Origin of the sequence: Pantoea ananatis LMG 2665 (assembly GCF_000710035.2) — a bacterium.
Classification (GTDB): Bacteria; Pseudomonadota; Gammaproteobacteria; order Enterobacterales; family Enterobacteriaceae; genus Pantoea; species Pantoea ananatis.
The window spans coordinates 18,609-38,376 of sequence record NZ_JMJJ01000010.1; the positions used below are offsets into that span (position 1 = coordinate 18,609).

Consider the following 19,768-nt stretch of genomic DNA (forward strand, 5'->3'; position numbering starts at 1 on the left):
AAAAAACCCTGCTCTGGCAGGGTTTTTTTTTATCTTTAAGCTATCAGTGAATATCGCGTCGATTTAACCCAATGTCTTTTAACTGACAATCGCTAAGCCTGGACAAAATAGCGCGGGTTTCCCGCTGGCATTGCCAGCGTCGGATGCTCCCCCAGACAATGCGCAAGAACCGAAACGGTCTTATGACAAACGGCTTAGCCGCGCGGTTTTCTTCATATCCCATGATCCTGCCCCTCGTTGTTTATCTGAGAAACATTTTCACGTAGACCGTCTGTTCAATACAGACTCACCAGGAACAAATATTTAACATACAGATTGCGCATTGACACATCTGAATGGTAGAAATAGCGTTAATCTGTACCGCTTTGCGGGGCAATCAAACTTCATAAGGCATACAATGACGCGTTATCAACATTTAGCCATGCTGCTGGAAAAGCGCATTGAGCAGGGTTTGTATCGGAACGGCGAACGGTTGCCCTCGGTGCGCAGCCTGAGTGCTGAACACGGTGTCAGTATTAGCACCGTGCAACAGGCCTATTATTTGCTGGAGCAGAAACAGTTGATCATCCCGCAGTCCCGTTCGGGCTATTATGTTGCGCCGCATAAAGCGATGCCGCCCATTCCGGCACTGACCCGACCGGTACAGCGCCCGGTGGAAATCACGCAGTGGGATGCGGTCTTTGATCTGCTTAACAGCCGGCTGGAAGATGACATATTGCAGTTGGGCAGCGGCATGCCGGATCTCACACAGTCTACCCTGAAGCCGCTCTGGAAAGCGTTTAGTCGGCAGGCACAGAAGCAGGAAAGCACTCTGCTGAATTACGATAATCTGTATGGGGTGACCTGCCTGCGAGAGCAGATCGCCCGGCTGATGATTGACAGTGGCTGTCAGCTCAGCCATGAAGATATTGTCATTACGACGGGTTGCCATGAAGCCCTGTCTGTTTCCGTTCGCGCTGTCTGCCAGCCGGGCGATATCATCGCCGTGGAATCACCATCGTTTCACGGCATCATGCAAACGCTGCGCGGTTTTGGCATTCGCGCCATTGAGATCCCCACTGATGCGGTAACGGGCATCAGTCTTGAGGCGCTGGAGCTGGCCTTTGATCAGTGGCCGATTAAGGCCGTCGTGGTGGTGCCCAACTGTAATAACCCACTTGGTTTCATCATGCCAGAGAAGCGCAAGCGCGCCCTGCTGGCCTTGGCGCAACGTTTTGACGCCGCGATTATTGAAGACGATGTCTATGGCGAGTTGGCCTGGGAGTATCCACGGCCTTCATCCATTAAATCGATGGATGAAGACGGGCGCGTATTGTTATGCAGTTCATTTTCAAAAACGCTGGCGCCGGGTCTGCGCGTAGGCTGGGTGGCGCCGGGGCGCTACCGCGATCGGGTTCTGCATATGAAATACATCGGGACCGGGTCTACTGCGACTCAGCCTCAGCACGCAGTTGCAGAGTTTATTCATCAGGGGCATTACCAGACCCATCTGCGGCGGATGCGTCAGGTTTACCAACACAACTACGAAACCTTTATTTGCTGGGTTCGGCACTATTTCCCCTGTGGAATCTGCGTCACGCGGCCTCAGGGGGGATTTCTGATGTGGATTGAACTGCCAGAAGCCTTTGACGCCGTGCAACTTAACAATACGCTGCGGGAGTCCGGGATACAGATTGCTGTGGGTTCGCTGTTTTCCGCCTCGGGCAAATATCGCAACTGCCTGCGCCTGAACTATGCCTTGCCTGCCAGCGATAAAGTTGAACGGGCACTGGCGATAACGGGCAGCGCCGTTGAGCAGGCGATAGCGGCATGTGTCCACGATCGGCCAAGGGCACATACCTCTGTACCTGTGGTTGAGGAGCAGGGCCAGAAAGAGGAGGGAACTGGCCCTGGTCCGGCCATCCCGGCCGGACACCTGTGACTTTACTGGGCATAAAAAAACCGCGCCAGCCGTAATACTCATTGCCGTGCGCGGCTTTCCACTCTTTAACAGCCTTTTGCACAGGCTGCAGGTATTTCTGGGCGCTGACGCGCGTTAGTACGCCGTTTCGGGTTCGGCAAGCCGCAGCAGAACACGCGTGGCCTCCTGCCAGTCTTCTGCCTGAGTAATCGCGCTCACCACCGCAATACTGCCCACCCCGGTGGCCAGAACCTCTGGCGCACGATCAATACTGATGCCTCCGATCGCGACTGTTGAGATGCCGTGCAGCCGGGCCAAATGGCGCTTAAGTTCAGCTACGCCCTGCGGGGAAGAGGGCATGGCCTTCGTCTGGGTGGGGAAGATGTGCCCCAGCGCCACATAGGAAGGGCGCAGTGCCAGCGCCCGATCCAGCTCTGCATCATCATGAGTTGAAAGTCCCAGCCGCAAGCCTGCGTGCAGGATCTGCTGCAGGTTAGCGACCTCTAAATCTTCCTGACCCAGATGGACGCCATAGGCCTGATGTTTAATCGCCAGTTGCCAGTAATCATTGATAAACAGACGTGCCTGATAGCGCTTACCTGCGGCGATAGCCCGAATGATCATGGGTTCAACCACCTCGTCCGGCTGATCCTTGATCCGAAGCTGAAGGGTTCGCACACCGGCTTCCAGCAGGCGCTCTATCCATTCCACGCTGTCAACGACCGGATACAGCCCCAGACGTGATGCGGTTGCGGGAAAGGCGTCCATTTATTCCTCCTTTATTGCGGTCGCAGGGTGATACAGCTCACCGCCGCGCTCACGAAAATGATCAGACATTTTCGCCATTCCCACCTCAATTGCCTGGGCTTCGGCTTCCTGCCTTGCGGCGTAGTCACGCACTTCCTGGGTAATTTTCATTGAGCAAAATTTGGGGCCGCACATAGAGCAGAAGTGGGCCACCTTACCGGACTCCTGCGGCAGGGTTTCATCGTGGTAAGCCCGGGCCGTATGCGGATCCAGTGCAAGATTAAACTGGTCTTCCCAGCGAAACTCAAAACGTGCTTTGGACATCGCATTGTCGCGGATTTGCGCGCCCGGATGACCCTTGGCCAGATCGGCTGCGTGCGCGGCGATCTTGTACGTGATTAAGCCCTGTTTAACATCTTCCTTGTTTGGCAGACCTAAATGCTCTTTGGGCGTGACGTAGCACAGCATGGCGCAGCCGAACCAGCCAATCATCGCGGCACCAATGCCGGAGGTAAAGTGATCGTAACCCGGAGCAATATCAGTGGTGAGGGGGCCCAGAGTGTAAAACGGCGCTTCATGGCAATGTTCCAGTTGTTCGGTCATGTTGCGACGGATCATTTGCATGGGAATATGGCCGGGGCCCTCAATCATCACCTGCACGTCGTATTCCCAGGCAATTTTCGTCAGCTCACCTAAGGTGTGCAGTTCCGCAAACTGCGCTTCGTCATTGGCATCCTGAATCGATCCCGGACGCAGGCCGTCACCCAGTGATAATGAGATGTCGTAGGCCGCACAAATTTCACAGATGTCGCGGAAGTGCTCATACAGGAAGCTCTCTCTGTGATGCGACAGGCACCACTTCGCCATAATGGAACCACCACGCGAGACAATCCCAGTCAGGCGCTTCGCGGTCATGGGCACGTAGCGCAGCAGCACGCCTGCATGAATCGTAAAATAATCCACACCCTGCTCGGCCTGTTCCAGCAATGTGTCGCGGAAAATTTCCCAGTTCAGATCTTCTGCCACACCGTTAACTTTCTCAAGCGCCTGATAGATCGGTACCGTACCGATAGGCACCGGGCTGTTACGCAAAATCCATTCACGTGTTTCGTGGATATAGCGGCCGGTGGAAAGATCCATGACGGTATCGGCGCCCCAACGCGTTGACCACACCAGCTTTTCAACCTCTTCTTCAATCGAGGAGGTCACGGCTGAGTTGCCGATATTGGCATTCACTTTCACCAGAAAATTACGCCCGATGATCATGGGTTCGGATTCGGGATGGTTAATATTTGCCGGAATAATAGCGCGCCCGGCAGCCACTTCCTGACGCACAAACTCAGGGGTAATATTTTCTGGCAGATGGGCGCCAAAGCTGTGCCCCGGATGCTGCTGCAGAAGCACCTCGCCGCGTATGCGTTCCCGGCCCATATTTTCCCGCAGCGCGATAAACTCCATCTCCGGCGTAATTATGCCCCGACGAGCATAATGGAGCTGGGTAACGCAGTGGCCTGCCTTTGCACGGCGTGGTGTGGGCAGGTGTTCAAAACGCAAGTGATCCAGGCCGTCATCGGCCAGCCGCTGTTGCGTGTAGGCAGAGCTGATTTGCACCAGATTTTCGCTGTCATTCCGCTCTTCAATCCAGCGCGCCCGCAGTTTATCCAGCCCCCGATGCACGTCGATTTGTGCGGCGGGATCGCCATAGGCACCGGCCGTATCGTAAACCGGAACGGGCTCATTCTCCTCATAAACCGGCGCTTCTTTACTGCCGCTGGTCAGGGTAGGGCTGAGTTGAATTTCCCGCATTGGGACACGGATATCATCGCGGCTGCCGGTAAGCCAGATACGTTTTGAATTAGGGAAGGCGCTGCCGCCCTGAAGAGAGTCAATGAATTCCTGTGCCTGAGCACGTTGTTCGCGACGGGTCGTTTTAGCAGTAGACATAGCAATATTCCAGTAAGAGGGAAGGTTGCTTGTCCGGAGTTCGGAAGGAGTAACGGCACTGCTGACACCATTCGGTGGCGTACCGTATAAATTTACTCTTGTTCCCTTCGCAGGTTCTAACCTGATCAGGTTCCGCGGATCCCGAATTAACGGTCTCAGCCCTTAGGCACTCCGACAAGATGAGGTTTCAACGATTTCGCTACGGCGCCCGCTCGGCTTCACCCCGGAAAAAGGGATAGCATGAACAGCGCCCGTAGATGACGTATCAACCGTAAACACCGACTACGTTCGGCGTTAAATGTAAAGCCCACTCAGCATAAGGGGGCTTTTGGCTAATCACAAGTCTTTTACAATCGATTAGGTTTTAGGCGGGGCGGGCAATTTCGCTGTCGTTAGCCACGGGCGGGGTCAGGTGATTATCCCATGCCATCTGGATGAGTTTGTCCTCAAGCGTAAAGCGTCCTTCCAGGGCTTCTCCGACCTCCGATAGCGCATTCTGAAAGGTGACGTAGTTATCGTCATCAATCGCCTGCTGCAGGTGTCCGTCATACAGCTTCATCAGTTGTTCGGTATTGGCTTCCAGCGAGGGATAAATCTGCGTTGCTGCCAACAGCGGACTGGTACCGTCCATTTCTCCGATCAGGCGTTGATAGAGGCTGAAGTGGCCGGATGAAAGGTAATCGACCAGATTATGGCAAAAGTTATCAAGTGCCTGTTCATCCAGACGCGTCAGTGCCTCTTTCTTTGGCTTGATACCGACCAAATGGTAATAAGAAACCAGTAACTGGCGGCGAGCGGCCAGCCATGAATCGACCAGTTCATTACTGCCACCTACGCGTTTGGTCAGAACGTCTAACTGGTTGAGCATAGTTAACTCCGTATGAGTTATGCACCTTCATATTTCAGATTAGCGATGCGTCAAGTGCGCTTGTTTTCCACGAGCCTGCCGGGGAGAAATAAGCGTGTTGCCGTCTTGCAACCAGAATTATTTGGGTATAGTTGTTCATCTACACACTTAACATCGGGACTTCAGCGTGCGGGTTGACGCTAAGGATGACGAAATAAATGCAATGCGAAATTTCAAGCGTAGACGCTGGATGGTGGATTGTCAGCAGTGAACAAAAAATTTGGTTACCGCAAGGAGACCTGCCTCACGGTAATGCGCAGCATTTTGGCCTGACGGGTCATCAGGGGCGCGTAATTGGCGAATGGCAGGGGGAGAATGTCTGGCTGATTTGCGAAACACGTTCGGAGGATATGCTGTCTTTGCGGCAGTTACTTAACGAAGATCCGGGACTGTTTCAGTTGGCAGGGCGCGGTGTACAGCTTGCCGAATTTTATCGCTCTCACCGCTGGTGTGGCTACTGCGGCCATGAGATGCACGCCAGCAAGCGTGAATTTGCCTGCCTGTGCAGCCACTGCCGTGAACGCTACTATCCACAGATTGCGCCCTGTATTATCGTCGCCATTCGCCGGGGGGACGAGATCCTGCTGGCTAACCATGCGCGCCAGCGTAATAACATTTACACTGTGCTGGCCGGTTTCGTCGAAGTCGGCGAAACCATTGAACAGGCCGTCGCGCGCGAGGTAATGGAAGAGAGCAACGTGCGTGTCAGGAATGTCCGCTATGTCACCTCGCAGCCCTGGCCTTTCCCGCAGTCTCTGATGATGGCGTTTATGGCGGAATATGATGGCGGCGAGTTACAACATGACGGCAAAGAGCTGCTGGACGCCGGATGGTTCCGCTTTGATGCGCTGCCTTTACTGCCGCCGCCCGGTACCGTCGCCCGTCGATTAATTGAAGATACGGTGGCCCTCTGCCGCGCTGAGGCGTGAGAGTGCTACACTACTCGCTTGATACCGAGAGAGTCCTGAGATGAGTGAACTGAAGAACGACCGTTATTTGCGCGCCCTGTTACGCCAGCCTGTAGATGTCACCCCCGTATGGATGATGCGGCAAGCCGGGCGTTATTTGCCGGAATATAAAGCGACGCGCGCCCAGGCAGGCGATTTTATGTCGCTGTGCAAAAATGCCGAACTGGCCTGCGAAGTCACCCTGCAACCCCTGCGTCGCTTTAAGCTGGATGCGGCGATCCTCTTCAGTGATATTCTCACCATCCCTGATGCGATGGGGCTGGGTTTATACTTCGAAACAGGCGAAGGCCCGTGCTTCTCCAACCCGATTACCTGCCGTGCTGATGTCGATCGCCTGCCGGTGCCCGATCCTGAACAGGAGCTGGGTTACGTGATGAATGCGGTACGCACCATCCGTAAAAACCTCAACGGCGAAGTACCATTGATTGGCTTCTCAGGCAGCCCCTGGACGCTGGCGACCTATATGGTTGAAGGGGGAAGCAGCAAAGCCTTCACTAAGATCAAAAAAATGATGTATGCCGAGCCTGCCACGCTGCACGCCATGCTGGATAAGCTGGCCGACAGTGTCATCCTCTATCTTAATGCCCAGATCCGCGCCGGTGCGCAGTCGGTGATGGTCTTTGACACCTGGGGCGGCGTGTTAACCGGGAACGACTATCGTGAGTTCTCGCTTTACTACATGCATAAAATTGTCGACAGCGTGCTTCATGAGAACGAAGGCCGTCGTGTACCCATCACCTTGTTTACCAAGAATGGTGGTCAGTGGCTGGAAGCCATTGCTGAAACGGGCTGTGATGCACTAGGTCTGGACTGGACTATCGATATCAGTGAAGCCCGCCGCCGTGTCGGCCACAAAGTTGCTTTGCAGGGCAATATGGATCCTTCCATGCTCTATGCACCCCCGGCGCGAATTGAGCAGGAAGTGGCAACGATTCTGGAAGGATTCGGCCAGGGTGAAGGCCACGTTTTCAATCTGGGACACGGCATCCATCAGGATGTTCCACCCGAGCATGCCGGCGTATTTGTTGAGGCGGTGCACCGTCTGTCACGCCAGTATCATTCGGCGTCATAATGGATATCGCCGCTCTTCGTACGGAGCAACGCCAACGGGCCGCAGAAGTCGTACGGCAGGATGATTTTGACGTGCTGCCGCCACGCTTTATTGGTGGCGCAGACGTCGGTTTTGAGCAGGAAGGCGCAGTGACGCGTGCGGCACTGGTTATTCTTGAATATCCGTCCATGAAGCTGGTGGAATATCGCATCGCGCGCATTGATACCACCATGCCTTACATTCCGGGCTTTCTCTCTTTCCGTGAGTATCCGGCCCTGCTGGCGGCCTGGGACATGCTGGAGCAGAAGCCCGATCTGCTATTTGTCGATGGTCATGGTATCTCACATCCGCGCCGGCTTGGTGTCGCGTCGCATTTTGGGTTGATGGTGGATGTTCCCACTATCGGTGTTGCGAAAAAGCGTCTGTGCGGGCACGTTGAGGCGCTGGATGAAACGCCCGGCAGTCGGCAGCCGTTGATGGATAAAGGAGAACAAATTGGCTGGGTATGGCGCAGCAAGGCACGCTGTAACCCGCTGTTTGTTGCCACCGGACACCGCGTCAGTCTGGACAGCGCTCTGGAATGGGTAGAAAAGTGCACACAGGGCTACCGTTTACCGGAGCCCACGCGCTGGGCGGATGCTGTGGCATCTCGCCGACCCGCATTTCTGCGCTGGCAAAGCGCGCTTTAACACTGTTTGTATGGCGCTTTTGGGTTACACTGCCGCCAGCGAAACGAATAAGAGCTCTGTGTATGTTACAAAACCCTGTACATCTGCGTCTGGCAAAGCTGGAAAGCTGGCAACACCTGACGTTTATGGCTTGCCTGTGCGAGCGCATGTATCCCAACTACGTGGCTTTTTGCCAGCAAACCGAGTTTGCCGATCCTGCACTTTACCGCCGTATTCTGGATCTGATTTGGGAAACGCTGACGGTTAAAGATGCGAAGATCAATTTTGACAGCCAGCTGGAAAAGCTTGAAGCGGCGATTCCCGATGGCGATGCGTTTGAGGTTTACGGTGTCTATCCGGCCATTGATGCCTGCGTGGCATTGAGTGAAGTGCTGCATTCGCAGTTAAGCGGTGAAACGCTTGAACATGCGATTGAAGTCAGCAAGACCTCGATCACCACCGTTGCCATCCTGGAAATGACTCACGAAGGTCGCGAAATGACCGATGAAGAGCTACGAGAAAATCAGGCTGTCATCGATGAATGGGACCTGCAATGGGAGATTTTTCGCCTGCTCGCGGATTGTGAAGAGCGAGACCTCGAATTGATAAAAGGTCTGCGATCTGACCTGCGTGAGGCGGGAATTAGTAACATCGGTATAAAAATTCAGCAATAAGGCGAGAAAACGTGACTTCAGGCCTTAATTAGCGCGCCTGGAGGCTTCACATCAGCCCCCAGTCTGGTCTACATTTGGGGGGCTGAAAATTGTGGCTATCGGTGCGTGCAGGCTGAAGAGTGCCCGAAGCTGGCTTTTCCCTCGCACTCGTTGCTTAGCAAGCGATAAATACACTTTAAGGATAACTTATGAACAAGACTCAACTGATTGATGTGATCGCAGAAAAAGCTGACCTGTCTAAAACCCAGGCCAAGGCAGCGCTGGAATCTACTCTGGCTGCAATCACTGAGTCTCTGAAAGAGGGTGATGCTGTACAACTGGTTGGTTTTGGTACTTTTAAAGTGAACCACCGCGCTGAGCGTACCGGTCGTAACCCACAGACTGGCAAAGAAATCAAAATCGCTGCGGCAAACGTACCTGCATTCGTGTCTGGTAAAGCTCTGAAAGACGCCGTTAAGTAAGACGTCGCACTGCGGTAACGTTTTAAAACAGGGGCGATTTCGCCCCTTTTGTTTAGGGGCCAGCCACCATGACTACGCTGTTTCAGCGATTATCAGCCCTGCTTCTCTCCTCTTTTCTCATTGGGTGTAGTTCAACGCCCGACATTCCGGCTTTCTCGGCCAGCGGTTATCTCGCCGATCGCGGCAGTGTTCGTATCTGGCGCAAGAATACCGATCATCACTCGGTACATATTCGTACGCTCTATAATCCGTTCAACAGCGAAAAAAGTGAAATTACGGACTATCGCTGGCTCGGCGATGATCTGATCAGCGTGGAACGCCAGGTGAAAGGCGAAAAGCCAGACGACGTTACGCTACGCTTTGATCAAGGCGGCAATCTCAATTTTATGCAGCGCCAGCTCGCGACGCGCCGTGAGGCAGTCAGTCCGGATGCGGTTGAGCTTTACAAGTTTGATGCACAACGTATGCGTGAAGTCAGCGATGCGCTGTTAAGTGGGCGGGTGTTTCTGAAACAAGGACACTGGTCAGGTGGAAGCGTTGTGACAACCTGTGAGGGCCAGCAGGTGACGCCGGCTTTCGACAGTTATGCACTGCAGACGCTTACGCACTACCGCCGTGATAAGGCGGAACCCTTGATGATTTCATGGCTGGAAGCGCCTGAAGGCGTGCAGTTGCTGCGTGTGACTCAAAAAGATGAATGCGCGGATGCGCCGGATGAGGCGAATTTCTGAGGCAATAAAAAGGGGCACTGGGTGCCCCTTTGATCATTATTTACGGTTAATGGCACGATAGCCGATGTCGCGTCGGCAGAAACTGCCTTGCCAGGAAATCGGCTTAGCCAGTTCGTAAGCCCGTTTCTGTGCGGCAGCAACATCATCGCCTAGCGCGGTGACGCAAAGAACCCGCCCACCGTTCGTCAAAACCCGATCCTCTTCAAGGCGCGTCCCGGCGTGGAAAACTTTGCCGTCGGCAACCTCTTCCAGCGGCAGACCGTGAATCTGATCGCCGTTATTGTAAGAGCCGGGATAGCCCCCGGCTGCCAGCACCACGCCCAGTGAAGGGCGGGGATCCCATTGTGAGTCTTTTTGATCAAGCTTGCCTTCACAGGCGGCCAGACACAGATCCACCAGATCCGACTGCAGGCGCAGCATAATGGGTTGTGTTTCGGGATCGCCGAAGCGACAGTTGAATTCGATCACTTTAGGCTGACCAGTCTGATCGATCATCAGCCCGGCATATAAGAAGCCCGTATAGACATTGCCTTCGGCGGCCATGCCACGTACGGTTGGCCAGATAACCTGATCCATAACGCGCTGGTGGATTTCATCGGTCACCACCGGGGCAGGGGAATAAGCACCCATTCCTCCCGTGTTCGGCCCGGTATCGCCGTCGCCCACCCGTTTATGGTCCTGGCTGGTGGCCATTGGCAACACATTCTCGCCATCAACCATCACGATAAAGCTGGCTTCTTCGCCGTCCAGAAACTCTTCAATCACGATACGGTGCCCGGCGTCACCAAACGCATTGCCCGCCAGCATATCCTGCACGGCATCTTCCGCTTCCTGCAGCGTCATGGCCACAATCACGCCTTTACCGGCAGCCAGCCCGTCAGCTTTGATGACAATCGGCGCACCTTTTTCACGCAGGTAAGCCAGCGCAGGGGCGACGTCGGTGAAGTTTTGGTACTCGGCACTGGGGATGTTGTGACGTGCAAGAAAGTCCTTGGTGAATGCTTTAGACCCTTCCAATTGCGCGGCGGCCTGAGTTGGACCAAAGATTTTCAATCCGGCCTCGCGGAACGCATCAACCACGCCTGCCACTAACGGCGCTTCAGGGCCGACAATGGTGAGATCAATCTGTTCACGTTGAGCGAAGGCCAGCAAAGCGGGAATATCGGTGGGGGCAATATCGACGTTCTGCAACGCGGGTTCCAGCGCGGTGCCCGCATTACCAGGTGCGACAAAAATGGTTTCTGCCAGCGGCGACTGCGACGCTTTCCAGGCCAGTGCGTGTTCACGTCCGCCGTTACCGATGATTAAAATTTTCATAAAAGGCTCCACAGAATTAATGGCGGAAGTGACGCATGTCGGTAAAGATCATGGCAATACCATGCTCATCCGCTGCCGCAATCACTTCATCGTCGCGGATAGAACCGCCAGGCTGAATCACACAGCTTACGCCCACGGCAGCAGCGGCATCAATGCCATCCCGGAACGGGAAGAACGCATCGGAAGCCATCGCGGACCCTTTTACTTCCAGGCCTTCATCACCCGCTTTAATTCCTGCAATTTTAGCAGAGTAGACGCGGCTCATCTGGCCAGCACCTATGCCGATGGTCATATTGTCGCGCGCATAGACAATGGCGTTGGACTTAACGAATTTCGCCACTTTCCAGCAGAACAGGGCATCACGCAGTTCCTGCTCAGAAGGTTGGCGCTTGCTGACGACGCGCAACTGGCTGGCATCGACCATACCGAGGTCGCGATCCTGAACCAGCAGACCGCCATTCACCCGTTTGAAATCAAGGGCAGCCACGCGACCCTGCCAGTCACCGCATACCAGCACGCGGACGTTTTGTTTTGCCGCGGTCACTTTCAGCGCAGCTTCCGTTGCAGCAGGAGCGATGATGACTTCAACAAACTGTCGGCTGATGATGGCCTGGGCTGTCGCCTCATCCAGCTCGCGGTTAAAGGCAATGATGCCGCCGAAGGCAGATGTCGGGTCAGTCTGATAGGCACGCTCATAAGCTGCCAGAATTGACTCACCCACCGCAACACCGCAAGGATTGGCGTGTTTGACAATGACGCAGGCGGGCTCAATAAACTCTTTCACGCACTCAAGCGCGGCATCGGTATCCGCAATGTTGTTATAAGAGAGTGCCTTGCCCTGCACCTGGCTGGCGGTAGCGACCGAGGCTTCCTGCACATTCTCTTCTATATAGAAGGCGGCGTCCTGATGGCTGTTCTCGCCATAGCGCATATCCTGCTTCTTAATGAAGTTGAGATTGAGGGTGCGCGGGAAGCGGCCGGCTGGTTGGCTGGTTTCACCATGATAGGCAGGAACCAGAGTACCGAAGTAGTTAGCGATCATGCTGTCGTACGCGGCGGTATGTTCAAACGCTTTGATTGCCAGGTTGAAGCGGGTTTCGAGCGTCAGTGAGTTCTGATTGGCGTCCAGCTCAGCGATAATGGCCGGATAATCGCTGCTCTTAACGACAATCGCCACGTCTTTGTGATTCTTGGCCGCCGAGCGCACCATTGTCGGGCCGCCAATATCAATGTTCTCAACGGCGTCTTCCAGTGAGCAATCTGGTTTTGCGACGGTTTGGGCAAAGGGATAAAGATTGACGACCACCATATCAATCGGGCTGATAGCATGCTGCGCCATCACCGCATCATCTTGTCCACGACGTCCTAAAATGCCGCCATGGACTTTCGGGTGCAGTGTTTTAACGCGTCCATCCATCATTTCCGGGAAGCCGGTGTAGTCAGACACTTCTGTGACGGGAAGTCCCGCCTCTGCGAGCAGGCGAGCGGTACCACCTGTGGAGAGCAGCTCAACTCCGCGCTGAGAGAGTGCCTGAGCAAATTCGAGGATGCCGGCTTTATCAGAAACACTGAGCAGGGCGCGGCGTAAAGGACGAGGTTGTTGCATGGTGGTTTTATCCCTTGGCTTTGATTCGCGTAAATAAGAGCGTTACATCAAGCTTGCGTGCTTACTTTTCTCTATATAGAGCAGCAAAAGCGTAAAAACTTCAGGTAACGCCCCGAAAAGGGGCATCCATTGCGTTGCGGGGCATTGTAGCGAAAACGTTTGCGTGATGCTCGTCTAAATTTGATGCGGCCGGGAATGTGGATAACTTTGTGTGTAACTGCGTATAAGGCGGGGTTTTGCTGTGGAATGCAGCGAACAGTCATTTTTATTGAATTTAGCCCTTGTCAGCCAGAGAGAACTCCCTATAATGCGCCTCCATCGACACGGCACAACGGCTTACGGAATGCGGTGTTGAGAGGGTCAGGCAACTGAGCCGCCGGAGAAAAACTTCTGAAAAAGAGGTTGACTCTGAAGGAGGAAAGCGTAATATACGCCACCTCGCGACAGACGGTTAACCCGCTGTTCGCACTGCTCTTTAACAATTTATCAGACAATCTGTGTGGGCACTCGCAGGATTGATATCAGCGTCTCCGGACGTAAAAAATATCAAAGCCTCACGAGTGAACACATAATGAAATTCATTATGACGTTTTACAGATGAGCACCGCTGGACTTGTTTCAGCAAATCAAACTTTAAATTGAAGAGTTTGATCATGGCTCAGATTGAACGCTGGCGGCAGGCCTAACACATGCAAGTCGGACGGTAGCACAGAGAGCTTGCTCTCGGGTGACGAGTGGCGGACGGGTGAGTAATGTCTGGGGATCTGCCCGATAGAGGGGGATAACCACTGGAAACGGTGGCTAATACCGCATAACGTCGCAAGACCAAAGAGGGGGACCTTCGGGCCTCTCACTATCGGATGAACCCAGATGGGATTAGCTAGTAGGCGGGGTAACGGCCCACCTAGGCGACGATCCCTAGCTGGTCTGAGAGGATGACCAGCCACACTGGAACTGAGACACGGTCCAGACTCCTACGGGAGGCAGCAGTGGGGAATATTGCACAATGGGCGCAAGCCTGATGCAGCCATGCCGCGTGTATGAAGAAGGCCTTCGGGTTGTAAAGTACTTTCAGCGGGGAGGAAGGCGATGTGGTTAATAACCGCGTCGATTGACGTTACCCGCAGAAGAAGCACCGGCTAACTCCGTGCCAGCAGCCGCGGTAATACGGAGGGTGCAAGCGTTAATCGGAATTACTGGGCGTAAAGCGCACGCAGGCGGTCTGTTAAGTCAGATGTGAAATCCCCGGGCTTAACCTGGGAACTGCATTTGAAACTGGCAGGCTTGAGTCTCGTAGAGGGGGGTAGAATTCCAGGTGTAGCGGTGAAATGCGTAGAGATCTGGAGGAATACCGGTGGCGAAGGCGGCCCCCTGGACGAAGACTGACGCTCAGGTGCGAAAGCGTGGGGAGCAAACAGGATTAGATACCCTGGTAGTCCACGCCGTAAACGATGTCGACTTGGAGGTTGTTCCCTTGAGGAGTGGCTTCCGGAGCTAACGCGTTAAGTCGACCGCCTGGGGAGTACGGCCGCAAGGTTAAAACTCAAATGAATTGACGGGGGCCCGCACAAGCGGTGGAGCATGTGGTTTAATTCGATGCAACGCGAAGAACCTTACCTACTCTTGACATCCAGAGAACTTAGCAGAGATGCTTTGGTGCCTTCGGGAACTCTGAGACAGGTGCTGCATGGCTGTCGTCAGCTCGTGTTGTGAAATGTTGGGTTAAGTCCCGCAACGAGCGCAACCCTTATCCTTTGTTGCCAGCGATTCGGTCGGGAACTCAAAGGAGACTGCCGGTGATAAACCGGAGGAAGGTGGGGATGACGTCAAGTCATCATGGCCCTTACGAGTAGGGCTACACACGTGCTACAATGGCGCATACAAAGAGAAGCGACCTCGCGAGAGCAAGCGGACCTCATAAAGTGCGTCGTAGTCCGGATCGGAGTCTGCAACTCGACTCCGTGAAGTCGGAATCGCTAGTAATCGTGGATCAGAATGCCACGGTGAATACGTTCCCGGGCCTTGTACACACCGCCCGTCACACCATGGGAGTGGGTTGCAAAAGAAGTAGGTAGCTTAACCTTCGGGAGGGCGCTTACCACTTTGTGATTCATGACTGGGGTGAAGTCGTAACAAGGTAACCGTAGGGGAACCTGCGGTTGGATCACCTCCTTACCTGAAGATACCTTCCCGCGAAGTGCTCACACAGATTGTCTGATAGAAAGTCACGAGCAGAAAAAACCTCTACAGGCTTGTAGCTCAGGTGGTTAGAGCGCACCCCTGATAAGGGTGAGGTCGGTGGTTCAAGTCCACTCAGGCCTACCAACTTCGCACTCATGCTGCGTTATGTCTCCGGCTCGCATAGTTCACTATGCTTCGCGGACACACGCCTTGCCTGAGCACGAAGTGCACTTCTCACGAAGTGTACTCGGTTGAGTGGTAGTAGTGGTCTCTGCAGTAACTGTATGGGGCTATAGCTCAGCTGGGAGAGCGCCTGCCTTGCACGCAGGAGGTCAGCGGTTCGATCCCGCTTAGCTCCACCATACTCACTACTGTATTTTTTCTGAAAATACTTCAGAGCGTACCGGCAACGGTGTGCTGCGAAGTATTCTGCTCTTTAACAATCCGGAACAAGCTGAAAATTTGAAACGACGCATTGTCGTGTTCCTCCGTAATAAGGAACACAGCACAACGCGTTCGAGTCTCTCAAAAGCTTACAGCTTACAAGCTAACTGTGAAGCCGTTACGGCGAAACAGATAAACGCCTGTGGGTTGTGAGGTTAAGCGACTAAGCGTACACGGTGGATGCCCTGGCAGTCAGAGGCGATGAAGGGCGTGCTAATCTGCGATAAGCGCCGGTAAGGTGATATGAACCGCAATAACCGGCGATACCCGAATGGGGAAACCCAGTGTGTTCCGACACACTATCATGCAGTGAATACATAGCTGTATGAGGCGAACCGGGGGAACTGAAACATCTAAGTACCCCGAGGAAAAGAAATCAACCGAGATTCCCCCAGTAGCGGCGAGCGAACGGGGAGGAGCCCAGAACCATCATCAGCTTGTGCATCAGTGGAAGCGTCTGGAAAGTCGCAGGGTACAGGGTGATACTCCCGTACACAAAGGTGCACAGGCTGTGAGTTCGATGAGTAAGGCGGGACACGTGGTATCCTGTCTGAATATGGGGGGACCATCCTCCAAGGCTAAATACTCCTGACTGACCGATAGTGAACCAGTACCGTGAGGGAAAGGCGAAAAGAACCCCGGCGAGGGGAGTGAAACAGAACCTGAAACCGTGTACGTACAAGCAGTGGGAGCCTCTTTATGGGGTGACTGCGTACCTTTTGTATAATGGGTCAGCGACTTATATTCTGTAGCAAGGTTAACCGCATAGGGGAGCCGCAGGGAAACCGAGTCTTAACTGGGCGTTAAGTTGCAGGGTATAGACCCGAAACCCGGTGATCTAGCCATGGGCAGGTTGAAGGTTGGGTAACACTAACTGGAGGACCGAACCGACTAATGTTGAAAAATTAGCGGATGACCTGTGGCTGGGGGTGAAAGGCCAATCAAACCGGGAGATAGCTGGTTCTCCCCGAAAGCTATTTAGGTAGCGCCTCGTGAACTCATCTCCGGGGGTAGAGCACTGTTTCGGCTAGGGGGCCATCCCGGCTTACCAACCCGATGCAAACTGCGAATACCGGAGAATGTTATCACGGGAGACACACGGCGGGTGCTAACGTCCGTCGTGAAGAGGGAAACAACCCAGACCGCCAGCTAAGGTCCCAAAGTCATGGTTAAGTGGGAAACGATGTGGGAAGGCCCAGACAGCCAGGATGTTGGCTTAGAAGCAGCCATCATTTAAAGAAAGCGTAATAGCTCACTGGTCGAGTCGGCCTGCGCGGAAGATGTAACGGGGCTAAACCATGCACCGAAGCTGCGGCAGCGACGCTTATGCGTTGTTGGGTAGGGGAGCGTTCTGTAAGCCGTCGAAGGTGTGCTGTGAGGCATGCTGGAGGTATCAGAAGTGCGAATGCTGACATAAGTAACGATAAACAAGGTGAAAAACCTTGTCGCCGGAAGACCAAGGGTTCCTGTTCAACGTTAATCGGAGCAGGGTGAGTCGACCCCTAAGGCGAGGCCGAAAGGCGTAGTCGATGGGAAACAGGTTAATATTCCTGTACTTGGTGTTACTGCGAAGGGGGGACGGAGAAGGCTATATCAGCCGGGCGACGGTTGTCCCGGTTTAAGCGTGTAGGTGTGTGTTCCAGGCAAATCCGGTTCACTTTACACTGAGGCGTGACGACGAGGCACTACGGTGCTGAAGTGATAAATGCCCTGCTTCCAGGAAAAGCCTCTAAGCATCAGGTAACACAAAATCGTACCCCAAACCGACACAGGTGGTCAGGTAGAGAATACCAAGGCGCTTGAGAGAACTCGGGTGAAGGAACTAGGCAAAATGGTGCCGTAACTTCGGGAGAAGGCACGCTGGCGCGTAGGTGAAGGGACTTGCTCCCGGAGCCGAAGCCAGTCGAAGATACCAGCTGGCTGCAACTGTTTATTAAAAACACAGCACTGTGCAAACACGAAAGTGGACGTATACGGTGTGACGCCTGCCCGGTGCCGGAAGGTTAATTGATGGGGTTATCCGTAAGGAGAAGCTCTTGATCGAAGCCCCGGTAAACGGCGGCCGTAACTATAACGGTCCTAAGGTAGCGAAATTCCTTGTCGGGTAAGTTCCGACCTGCACGAATGGCGTAATGATGGCCAGGCTGTCTCCACCCGAGACTCAGTGAAATTGAAATCGCTGTGAAGATGCAGTGTACCCGCGGCAAGACGGAAAGACCCCGTGAACCTTTACTACAGCTTGACACTGAACACTGAGCCTTGATGTGTAGGATAGGTGGGAGGCTTTGAAGCGTGGACGCCAGTCTGCGTGGAGCCGGCCTTGAAATACCACCCTTTAATGTTTGGTGTTCTAACGTAGGCCCGTGATCCGGGCTGCGGACAGTGTCTGGTGGGTAGTTTGACTGGGGCGGTCTCCTCCCAAAGCGTAACGGAGGAGCACGAAGGTTGGCTAATCCTGGTCGGACATCAGGAGGTTAGTGCAATGGCATAAGCCAGCTTGACTGCGAGAGTGACGGCTCGAGCAGGTGCGAAAGCAGGTCATAGTGATCCGGTGGTTCTGAATGGAAGGGCCATCGCTCAACGGATAAAAGGTACTCCGGGGATAACAGGCTGATACCGCCCAAGAGTTCATATCGACGGCGGTGTTTGGCACCTCGATGTCGGCTCATCACATCCTGGGGCTGAAGTAGGTCCCAAGGGTACGGCTGTTCGCCGTTTAAAGTGGTACGCGAGCTGGGTTTAGAACGTCGTGAGACAGTTCGGTCCCTATCTGCCGTGGGCGCTGGAGAATTGAGGGGGGTTGCTCCTAGTACGAGAGGACCGGAGTGAACGCACCGCTGGTGTCCGGGTTGTCACGCCAGTGGCACTGCCCGGTAGCTAAGTGCGGAAAAGATAAGTGCTGAAAGCATCTAAGCACGAAACTTGCCCCGAGATGAGTTCTCCCTGAGCCTTTAAGGCTCCTGAAGGGACGTTGAAGACGACGACGTTGATAGGCCGGGTGTGTAAGCGCAGCGATGCGTTGAGCTTACCGGTACTAATGACCCGTGAGGCTTAACCTTACAACGCCAGAGGCGTTTTGGTTGAGAGACGACTTAAATTTTCAGCATTGTTTACCGGATAAAGAATTTAGTTCTGTTCTGCGGACGTGAGTCCGAAGGATTTTGCGCTGAGTGCAAGGCGGCAACCGAGACGGGGTGAAGGAGCATACTGAGGTATGTGACTGAGCGGCGCGAGGGAAGCCAACGCAGCAGCAGCGTGAAAGACGCAGGACGGAGCACAAAGAATTTGCCTGGCGGCTGTAGCGCGGTGGTCCCACCTGACCCCATGCCGAACTCAGAAGTGAAACGCCGTAGCGCCGATGGTAGTGTGGGGTCTCCCCATGCGAGAGTAGGGAACTGCCAGGCATCAAACAAGTGAAGAAGCCCTGAACTGACGTTCAGGGTTTTTTTACGTCTGCGATGTGCCAGATAACCCCTCATCTCTGCGCCGTTCCGGACCGGACGCATCCCTTTACCGGCGTTTAGCGGGCAAGGGTGAACCTGCAGCAAGGCACGGGTGCAGTGGCGGAGCGACGTAAAACACAGGCACGTCATCTGGTACACGGCAGACAGGCTGTTATCAGTAGGCATCTTTGAAAACGCCTTAAAATCGTTACAGATCGCCTGGTTGAGTTGGATAAGATGGGCAGCATTAATTAAAGACAAAAAAAGACCAGCTATTTTAAAAACGCGGAATGCGTTTAAAAACAGCCGGTCGCGTGCTTTTTTAGCGCCGATATTATTTATATAACTCAGCGGTTACGTGGGCATAATTATTGGTGTCTGCACTGATAACTCTAAAATGATCGCCTTGTTGTTTCGCCTGTCTGGCAATTTTAGAGACCGCGCCATCCAGTGTTAATGAGGTGGCAGAGACGGTTTGTGCAAAACAACCGAAAGACATCAATGAAAATGCCACGGCAGCAGCAGCTGACGTTACTTTATTGATTTTCATAATATTACCCCTTTATTTCAGTTGATGAAGGAGTCTGTCTGGCTCCGTTAAAATTAAACTAGCAGAGTATGTGCAGTTTAAAATTAACGCCCTGTGCTCTAATTAATATCAACCTGCTAGCATTATTTTCAGTATGTAAAAGAGAATATCAGCAGGTTAAATCTGTAGGGATTTAA

At 53.8% G+C, this 19,768-nt stretch carries 14 protein-coding genes, 2 tRNA genes, 3 rRNA genes and 1 riboswitch; of the genes, 12 read left to right on the forward strand and 7 right to left on the reverse strand.

Translation table 11 applies throughout. The features are described from left to right. Positions 1 to 43: 43 nt before the first annotated feature. On the reverse strand, positions 44 to 223 hold the full coding sequence (locus EL29_RS23335; protein ID WP_071822338.1) for a DUF1127 domain-containing protein: 180 nt from the start codon (positions 221 to 223) through the stop codon (positions 44 to 46). A 174-nt stretch (positions 224 to 397) separates the two neighbouring features. On the opposite strand from EL29_RS23335, the gene EL29_RS19125 reads away from it, so the two are divergent. Next, the gene (locus EL29_RS19125) at positions 398 to 1,921 is read left to right on the forward strand and encodes an aminotransferase-like domain-containing protein (protein ID WP_028715921.1); all 1,524 of its coding nucleotides are present in this window, start codon (positions 398 to 400) and stop codon (positions 1,919 to 1,921) included. A 114-nt stretch (positions 1,922 to 2,035) separates the two neighbouring features. On the opposite strand, the gene thiE is transcribed toward EL29_RS19125, so the two are convergent. The 3 genes from thiE to EL29_RS19140 all read right to left on the reverse strand — a co-directional run bounded on the left by thiE (position 2,036) and on the right by EL29_RS19140 (position 5,459). Continuing rightward, positions 2,036 to 2,668, reverse strand: coding sequence for a thiamine phosphate synthase (thiE, locus tag EL29_RS19130; RefSeq protein ID WP_013024119.1), 633 nt, complete (start codon positions 2,666 to 2,668; stop codon positions 2,036 to 2,038). Beyond that, positions 2,669 to 4,591, reverse strand: a complete 1,923-nt coding sequence (thiC, locus tag EL29_RS19135) for a phosphomethylpyrimidine synthase ThiC (RefSeq protein ID WP_013024120.1) — start codon at positions 4,589 to 4,591, stop codon at positions 2,669 to 2,671. Between the two features lie 85 nt (positions 4,592 to 4,676). Beyond that, positions 4,677 to 4,775, reverse strand: a riboswitch (TPP riboswitch). A gap of 180 nt (positions 4,776 to 4,955) precedes the next feature. After that, positions 4,956 to 5,459, reverse strand: a complete 504-nt coding sequence (locus tag EL29_RS19140; protein WP_013024121.1) for an Rsd/AlgQ family anti-sigma factor — start codon at positions 5,457 to 5,459, stop codon at positions 4,956 to 4,958. Positions 5,460 to 5,656: 197 nt separating this feature from the next. Here EL29_RS19140 and nudC point away from each other — a divergent pair, with 197 nt between their 5' ends. From nudC to EL29_RS19170, 6 genes are all read left to right on the forward strand, one after another. Next, positions 5,657 to 6,427 (forward strand): NAD(+) diphosphatase, encoded by a 771-nt coding sequence (gene nudC, locus EL29_RS19145; protein ID WP_014606963.1) that lies wholly within the window; start codon positions 5,657 to 5,659, stop codon positions 6,425 to 6,427. A 40-nt stretch (positions 6,428 to 6,467) separates the two neighbouring features. Then, the gene (hemE, locus tag EL29_RS19150) at positions 6,468 to 7,538 is read left to right on the forward strand and encodes a uroporphyrinogen decarboxylase (RefSeq protein ID WP_013024123.1); all 1,071 of its coding nucleotides are present in this window, start codon (positions 6,468 to 6,470) and stop codon (positions 7,536 to 7,538) included. Further along, positions 7,538 to 8,206 (forward strand): deoxyribonuclease V, encoded by a 669-nt coding sequence (gene nfi / locus EL29_RS19155; RefSeq protein ID WP_028715922.1) that lies wholly within the window; start codon positions 7,538 to 7,540, stop codon positions 8,204 to 8,206. Before hemE ends, nfi begins: the two co-directional genes overlap by 1 nt. Before the next feature lie 62 nt (positions 8,207 to 8,268). After that, complete coding sequence (locus EL29_RS19160) at positions 8,269 to 8,859, forward strand: YjaG family protein (RefSeq protein ID WP_013024125.1); 591 nt, start codon at positions 8,269 to 8,271, stop codon at positions 8,857 to 8,859. 188 nt (positions 8,860 to 9,047) lie between these two features. Beyond that, entirely contained in the window at positions 9,048 to 9,320 is a 273-nt protein-coding gene (gene hupA / locus EL29_RS19165) for a nucleoid-associated protein HU-alpha (RefSeq protein ID WP_006121511.1), read from the forward strand. Between the two features lie 68 nt (positions 9,321 to 9,388). Then, complete coding sequence (locus tag EL29_RS19170) at positions 9,389 to 10,051, forward strand: DUF1481 domain-containing protein (RefSeq protein ID WP_014595039.1); 663 nt, start codon at positions 9,389 to 9,391, stop codon at positions 10,049 to 10,051. 36 nt (positions 10,052 to 10,087) lie between these two features. Here the strand turns inward: EL29_RS19170 and purD are convergent, their stop codons facing one another. Together purD and purH are read right to left on the reverse strand one after the other, a co-directional pair. Then, a complete protein-coding gene (gene purD / locus EL29_RS19175; protein ID WP_015701282.1) occupies positions 10,088 to 11,368 on the reverse strand; it encodes a phosphoribosylamine--glycine ligase in 1,281 nt (426 codons plus the stop codon). 16 nt (positions 11,369 to 11,384) lie between these two features. Then, positions 11,385 to 12,974 carry a bifunctional phosphoribosylaminoimidazolecarboxamide formyltransferase/IMP cyclohydrolase gene (gene purH, locus EL29_RS19180; protein WP_013024128.1) on the reverse strand — a complete coding sequence of 530 codons (1,590 nt, stop codon included), beginning with the start codon at positions 12,972 to 12,974 and terminating at the stop codon, positions 11,385 to 11,387. Positions 12,975 to 13,609: 635 nt separating this feature from the next. On the opposite strand from purH, the gene EL29_RS19185 reads away from it, so the two are divergent. The 5 genes from EL29_RS19185 (at position 13,610) to rrf (ending at position 19,003) form a co-directional block, all read left to right on the forward strand. Beyond that, a 16S ribosomal RNA gene (locus EL29_RS19185) occupies positions 13,610 to 15,149 on the forward strand. A gap of 73 nt (positions 15,150 to 15,222) precedes the next feature. Beyond that, positions 15,223 to 15,299 (forward strand) — tRNA-Ile (locus tag EL29_RS19190). A gap of 142 nt (positions 15,300 to 15,441) precedes the next feature. Next, positions 15,442 to 15,517: transfer RNA gene (locus tag EL29_RS19195), tRNA-Ala, on the forward strand. Between the two features lie 235 nt (positions 15,518 to 15,752). Further along, a 23S ribosomal RNA gene (locus tag EL29_RS19200) occupies positions 15,753 to 18,658 on the forward strand. A gap of 229 nt (positions 18,659 to 18,887) precedes the next feature. After that, positions 18,888 to 19,003 (forward strand): 5S ribosomal RNA (gene rrf, locus EL29_RS19205). The 16S, 23S and 5S rRNA genes sit together here with 2 tRNA genes alongside, the layout of an rRNA operon. A 373-nt stretch (positions 19,004 to 19,376) precedes the next feature. Here rrf and EL29_RS19210 read toward each other — a convergent pair. Then, positions 19,377 to 19,592 carry a YdgH/BhsA/McbA family protein gene (locus EL29_RS19210; RefSeq protein WP_014606960.1) on the reverse strand — a complete coding sequence of 72 codons (216 nt, stop codon included), beginning with the start codon at positions 19,590 to 19,592 and terminating at the stop codon, positions 19,377 to 19,379. Positions 19,593 to 19,768 lie beyond the last annotated feature (176 nt).

What these genes read in the sequence shown, in the direction of transcription:
- EL29_RS23335 (WP_071822338.1), bottom strand. Translation starts at nt 223, where the DNA reads ATGGGATATGAAGAAAACCGCGCGGCTAAGCCGTTTGTCATAAGACCG.
- EL29_RS19125 (WP_028715921.1), top strand. Translation starts at nt 398, where the DNA reads ATGACGCGTTATCAACATTTAGCCATGCTGCTGGAAAAGCGCATTGAG.
- thiE (WP_013024119.1), bottom strand. Translation starts at nt 2,668, where the DNA reads ATGGACGCCTTTCCCGCAACCGCATCACGTCTGGGGCTGTATCCGGTC.
- thiC (WP_013024120.1), bottom strand. Translation starts at nt 4,591, where the DNA reads ATGTCTACTGCTAAAACGACCCGTCGCGAACAACGTGCTCAGGCACAG.
- EL29_RS19140 (WP_013024121.1), bottom strand. Translation starts at nt 5,459, where the DNA reads ATGCTCAACCAGTTAGACGTTCTGACCAAACGCGTAGGTGGCAGTAAT.
- nudC (WP_014606963.1), top strand. Translation starts at nt 5,657, where the DNA reads ATGCAATGCGAAATTTCAAGCGTAGACGCTGGATGGTGGATTGTCAGC.
- hemE (WP_013024123.1), top strand. Translation starts at nt 6,468, where the DNA reads ATGAGTGAACTGAAGAACGACCGTTATTTGCGCGCCCTGTTACGCCAG.
- nfi (WP_028715922.1), top strand. Translation starts at nt 7,538, where the DNA reads ATGGATATCGCCGCTCTTCGTACGGAGCAACGCCAACGGGCCGCAGAA.
- EL29_RS19160 (WP_013024125.1), top strand. Translation starts at nt 8,269, where the DNA reads ATGTTACAAAACCCTGTACATCTGCGTCTGGCAAAGCTGGAAAGCTGG.
- hupA (WP_006121511.1), top strand. Translation starts at nt 9,048, where the DNA reads ATGAACAAGACTCAACTGATTGATGTGATCGCAGAAAAAGCTGACCTG.
- EL29_RS19170 (WP_014595039.1), top strand. Translation starts at nt 9,389, where the DNA reads ATGACTACGCTGTTTCAGCGATTATCAGCCCTGCTTCTCTCCTCTTTT.
- purD (WP_015701282.1), bottom strand. Translation starts at nt 11,368, where the DNA reads ATGAAAATTTTAATCATCGGTAACGGCGGACGTGAACACGCACTGGCC.
- purH (WP_013024128.1), bottom strand. Translation starts at nt 12,974, where the DNA reads ATGCAACAACCTCGTCCTTTACGCCGCGCCCTGCTCAGTGTTTCTGAT.
- EL29_RS19210 (WP_014606960.1), bottom strand. Translation starts at nt 19,592, where the DNA reads ATGAAAATCAATAAAGTAACGTCAGCTGCTGCTGCCGTGGCATTTTCA.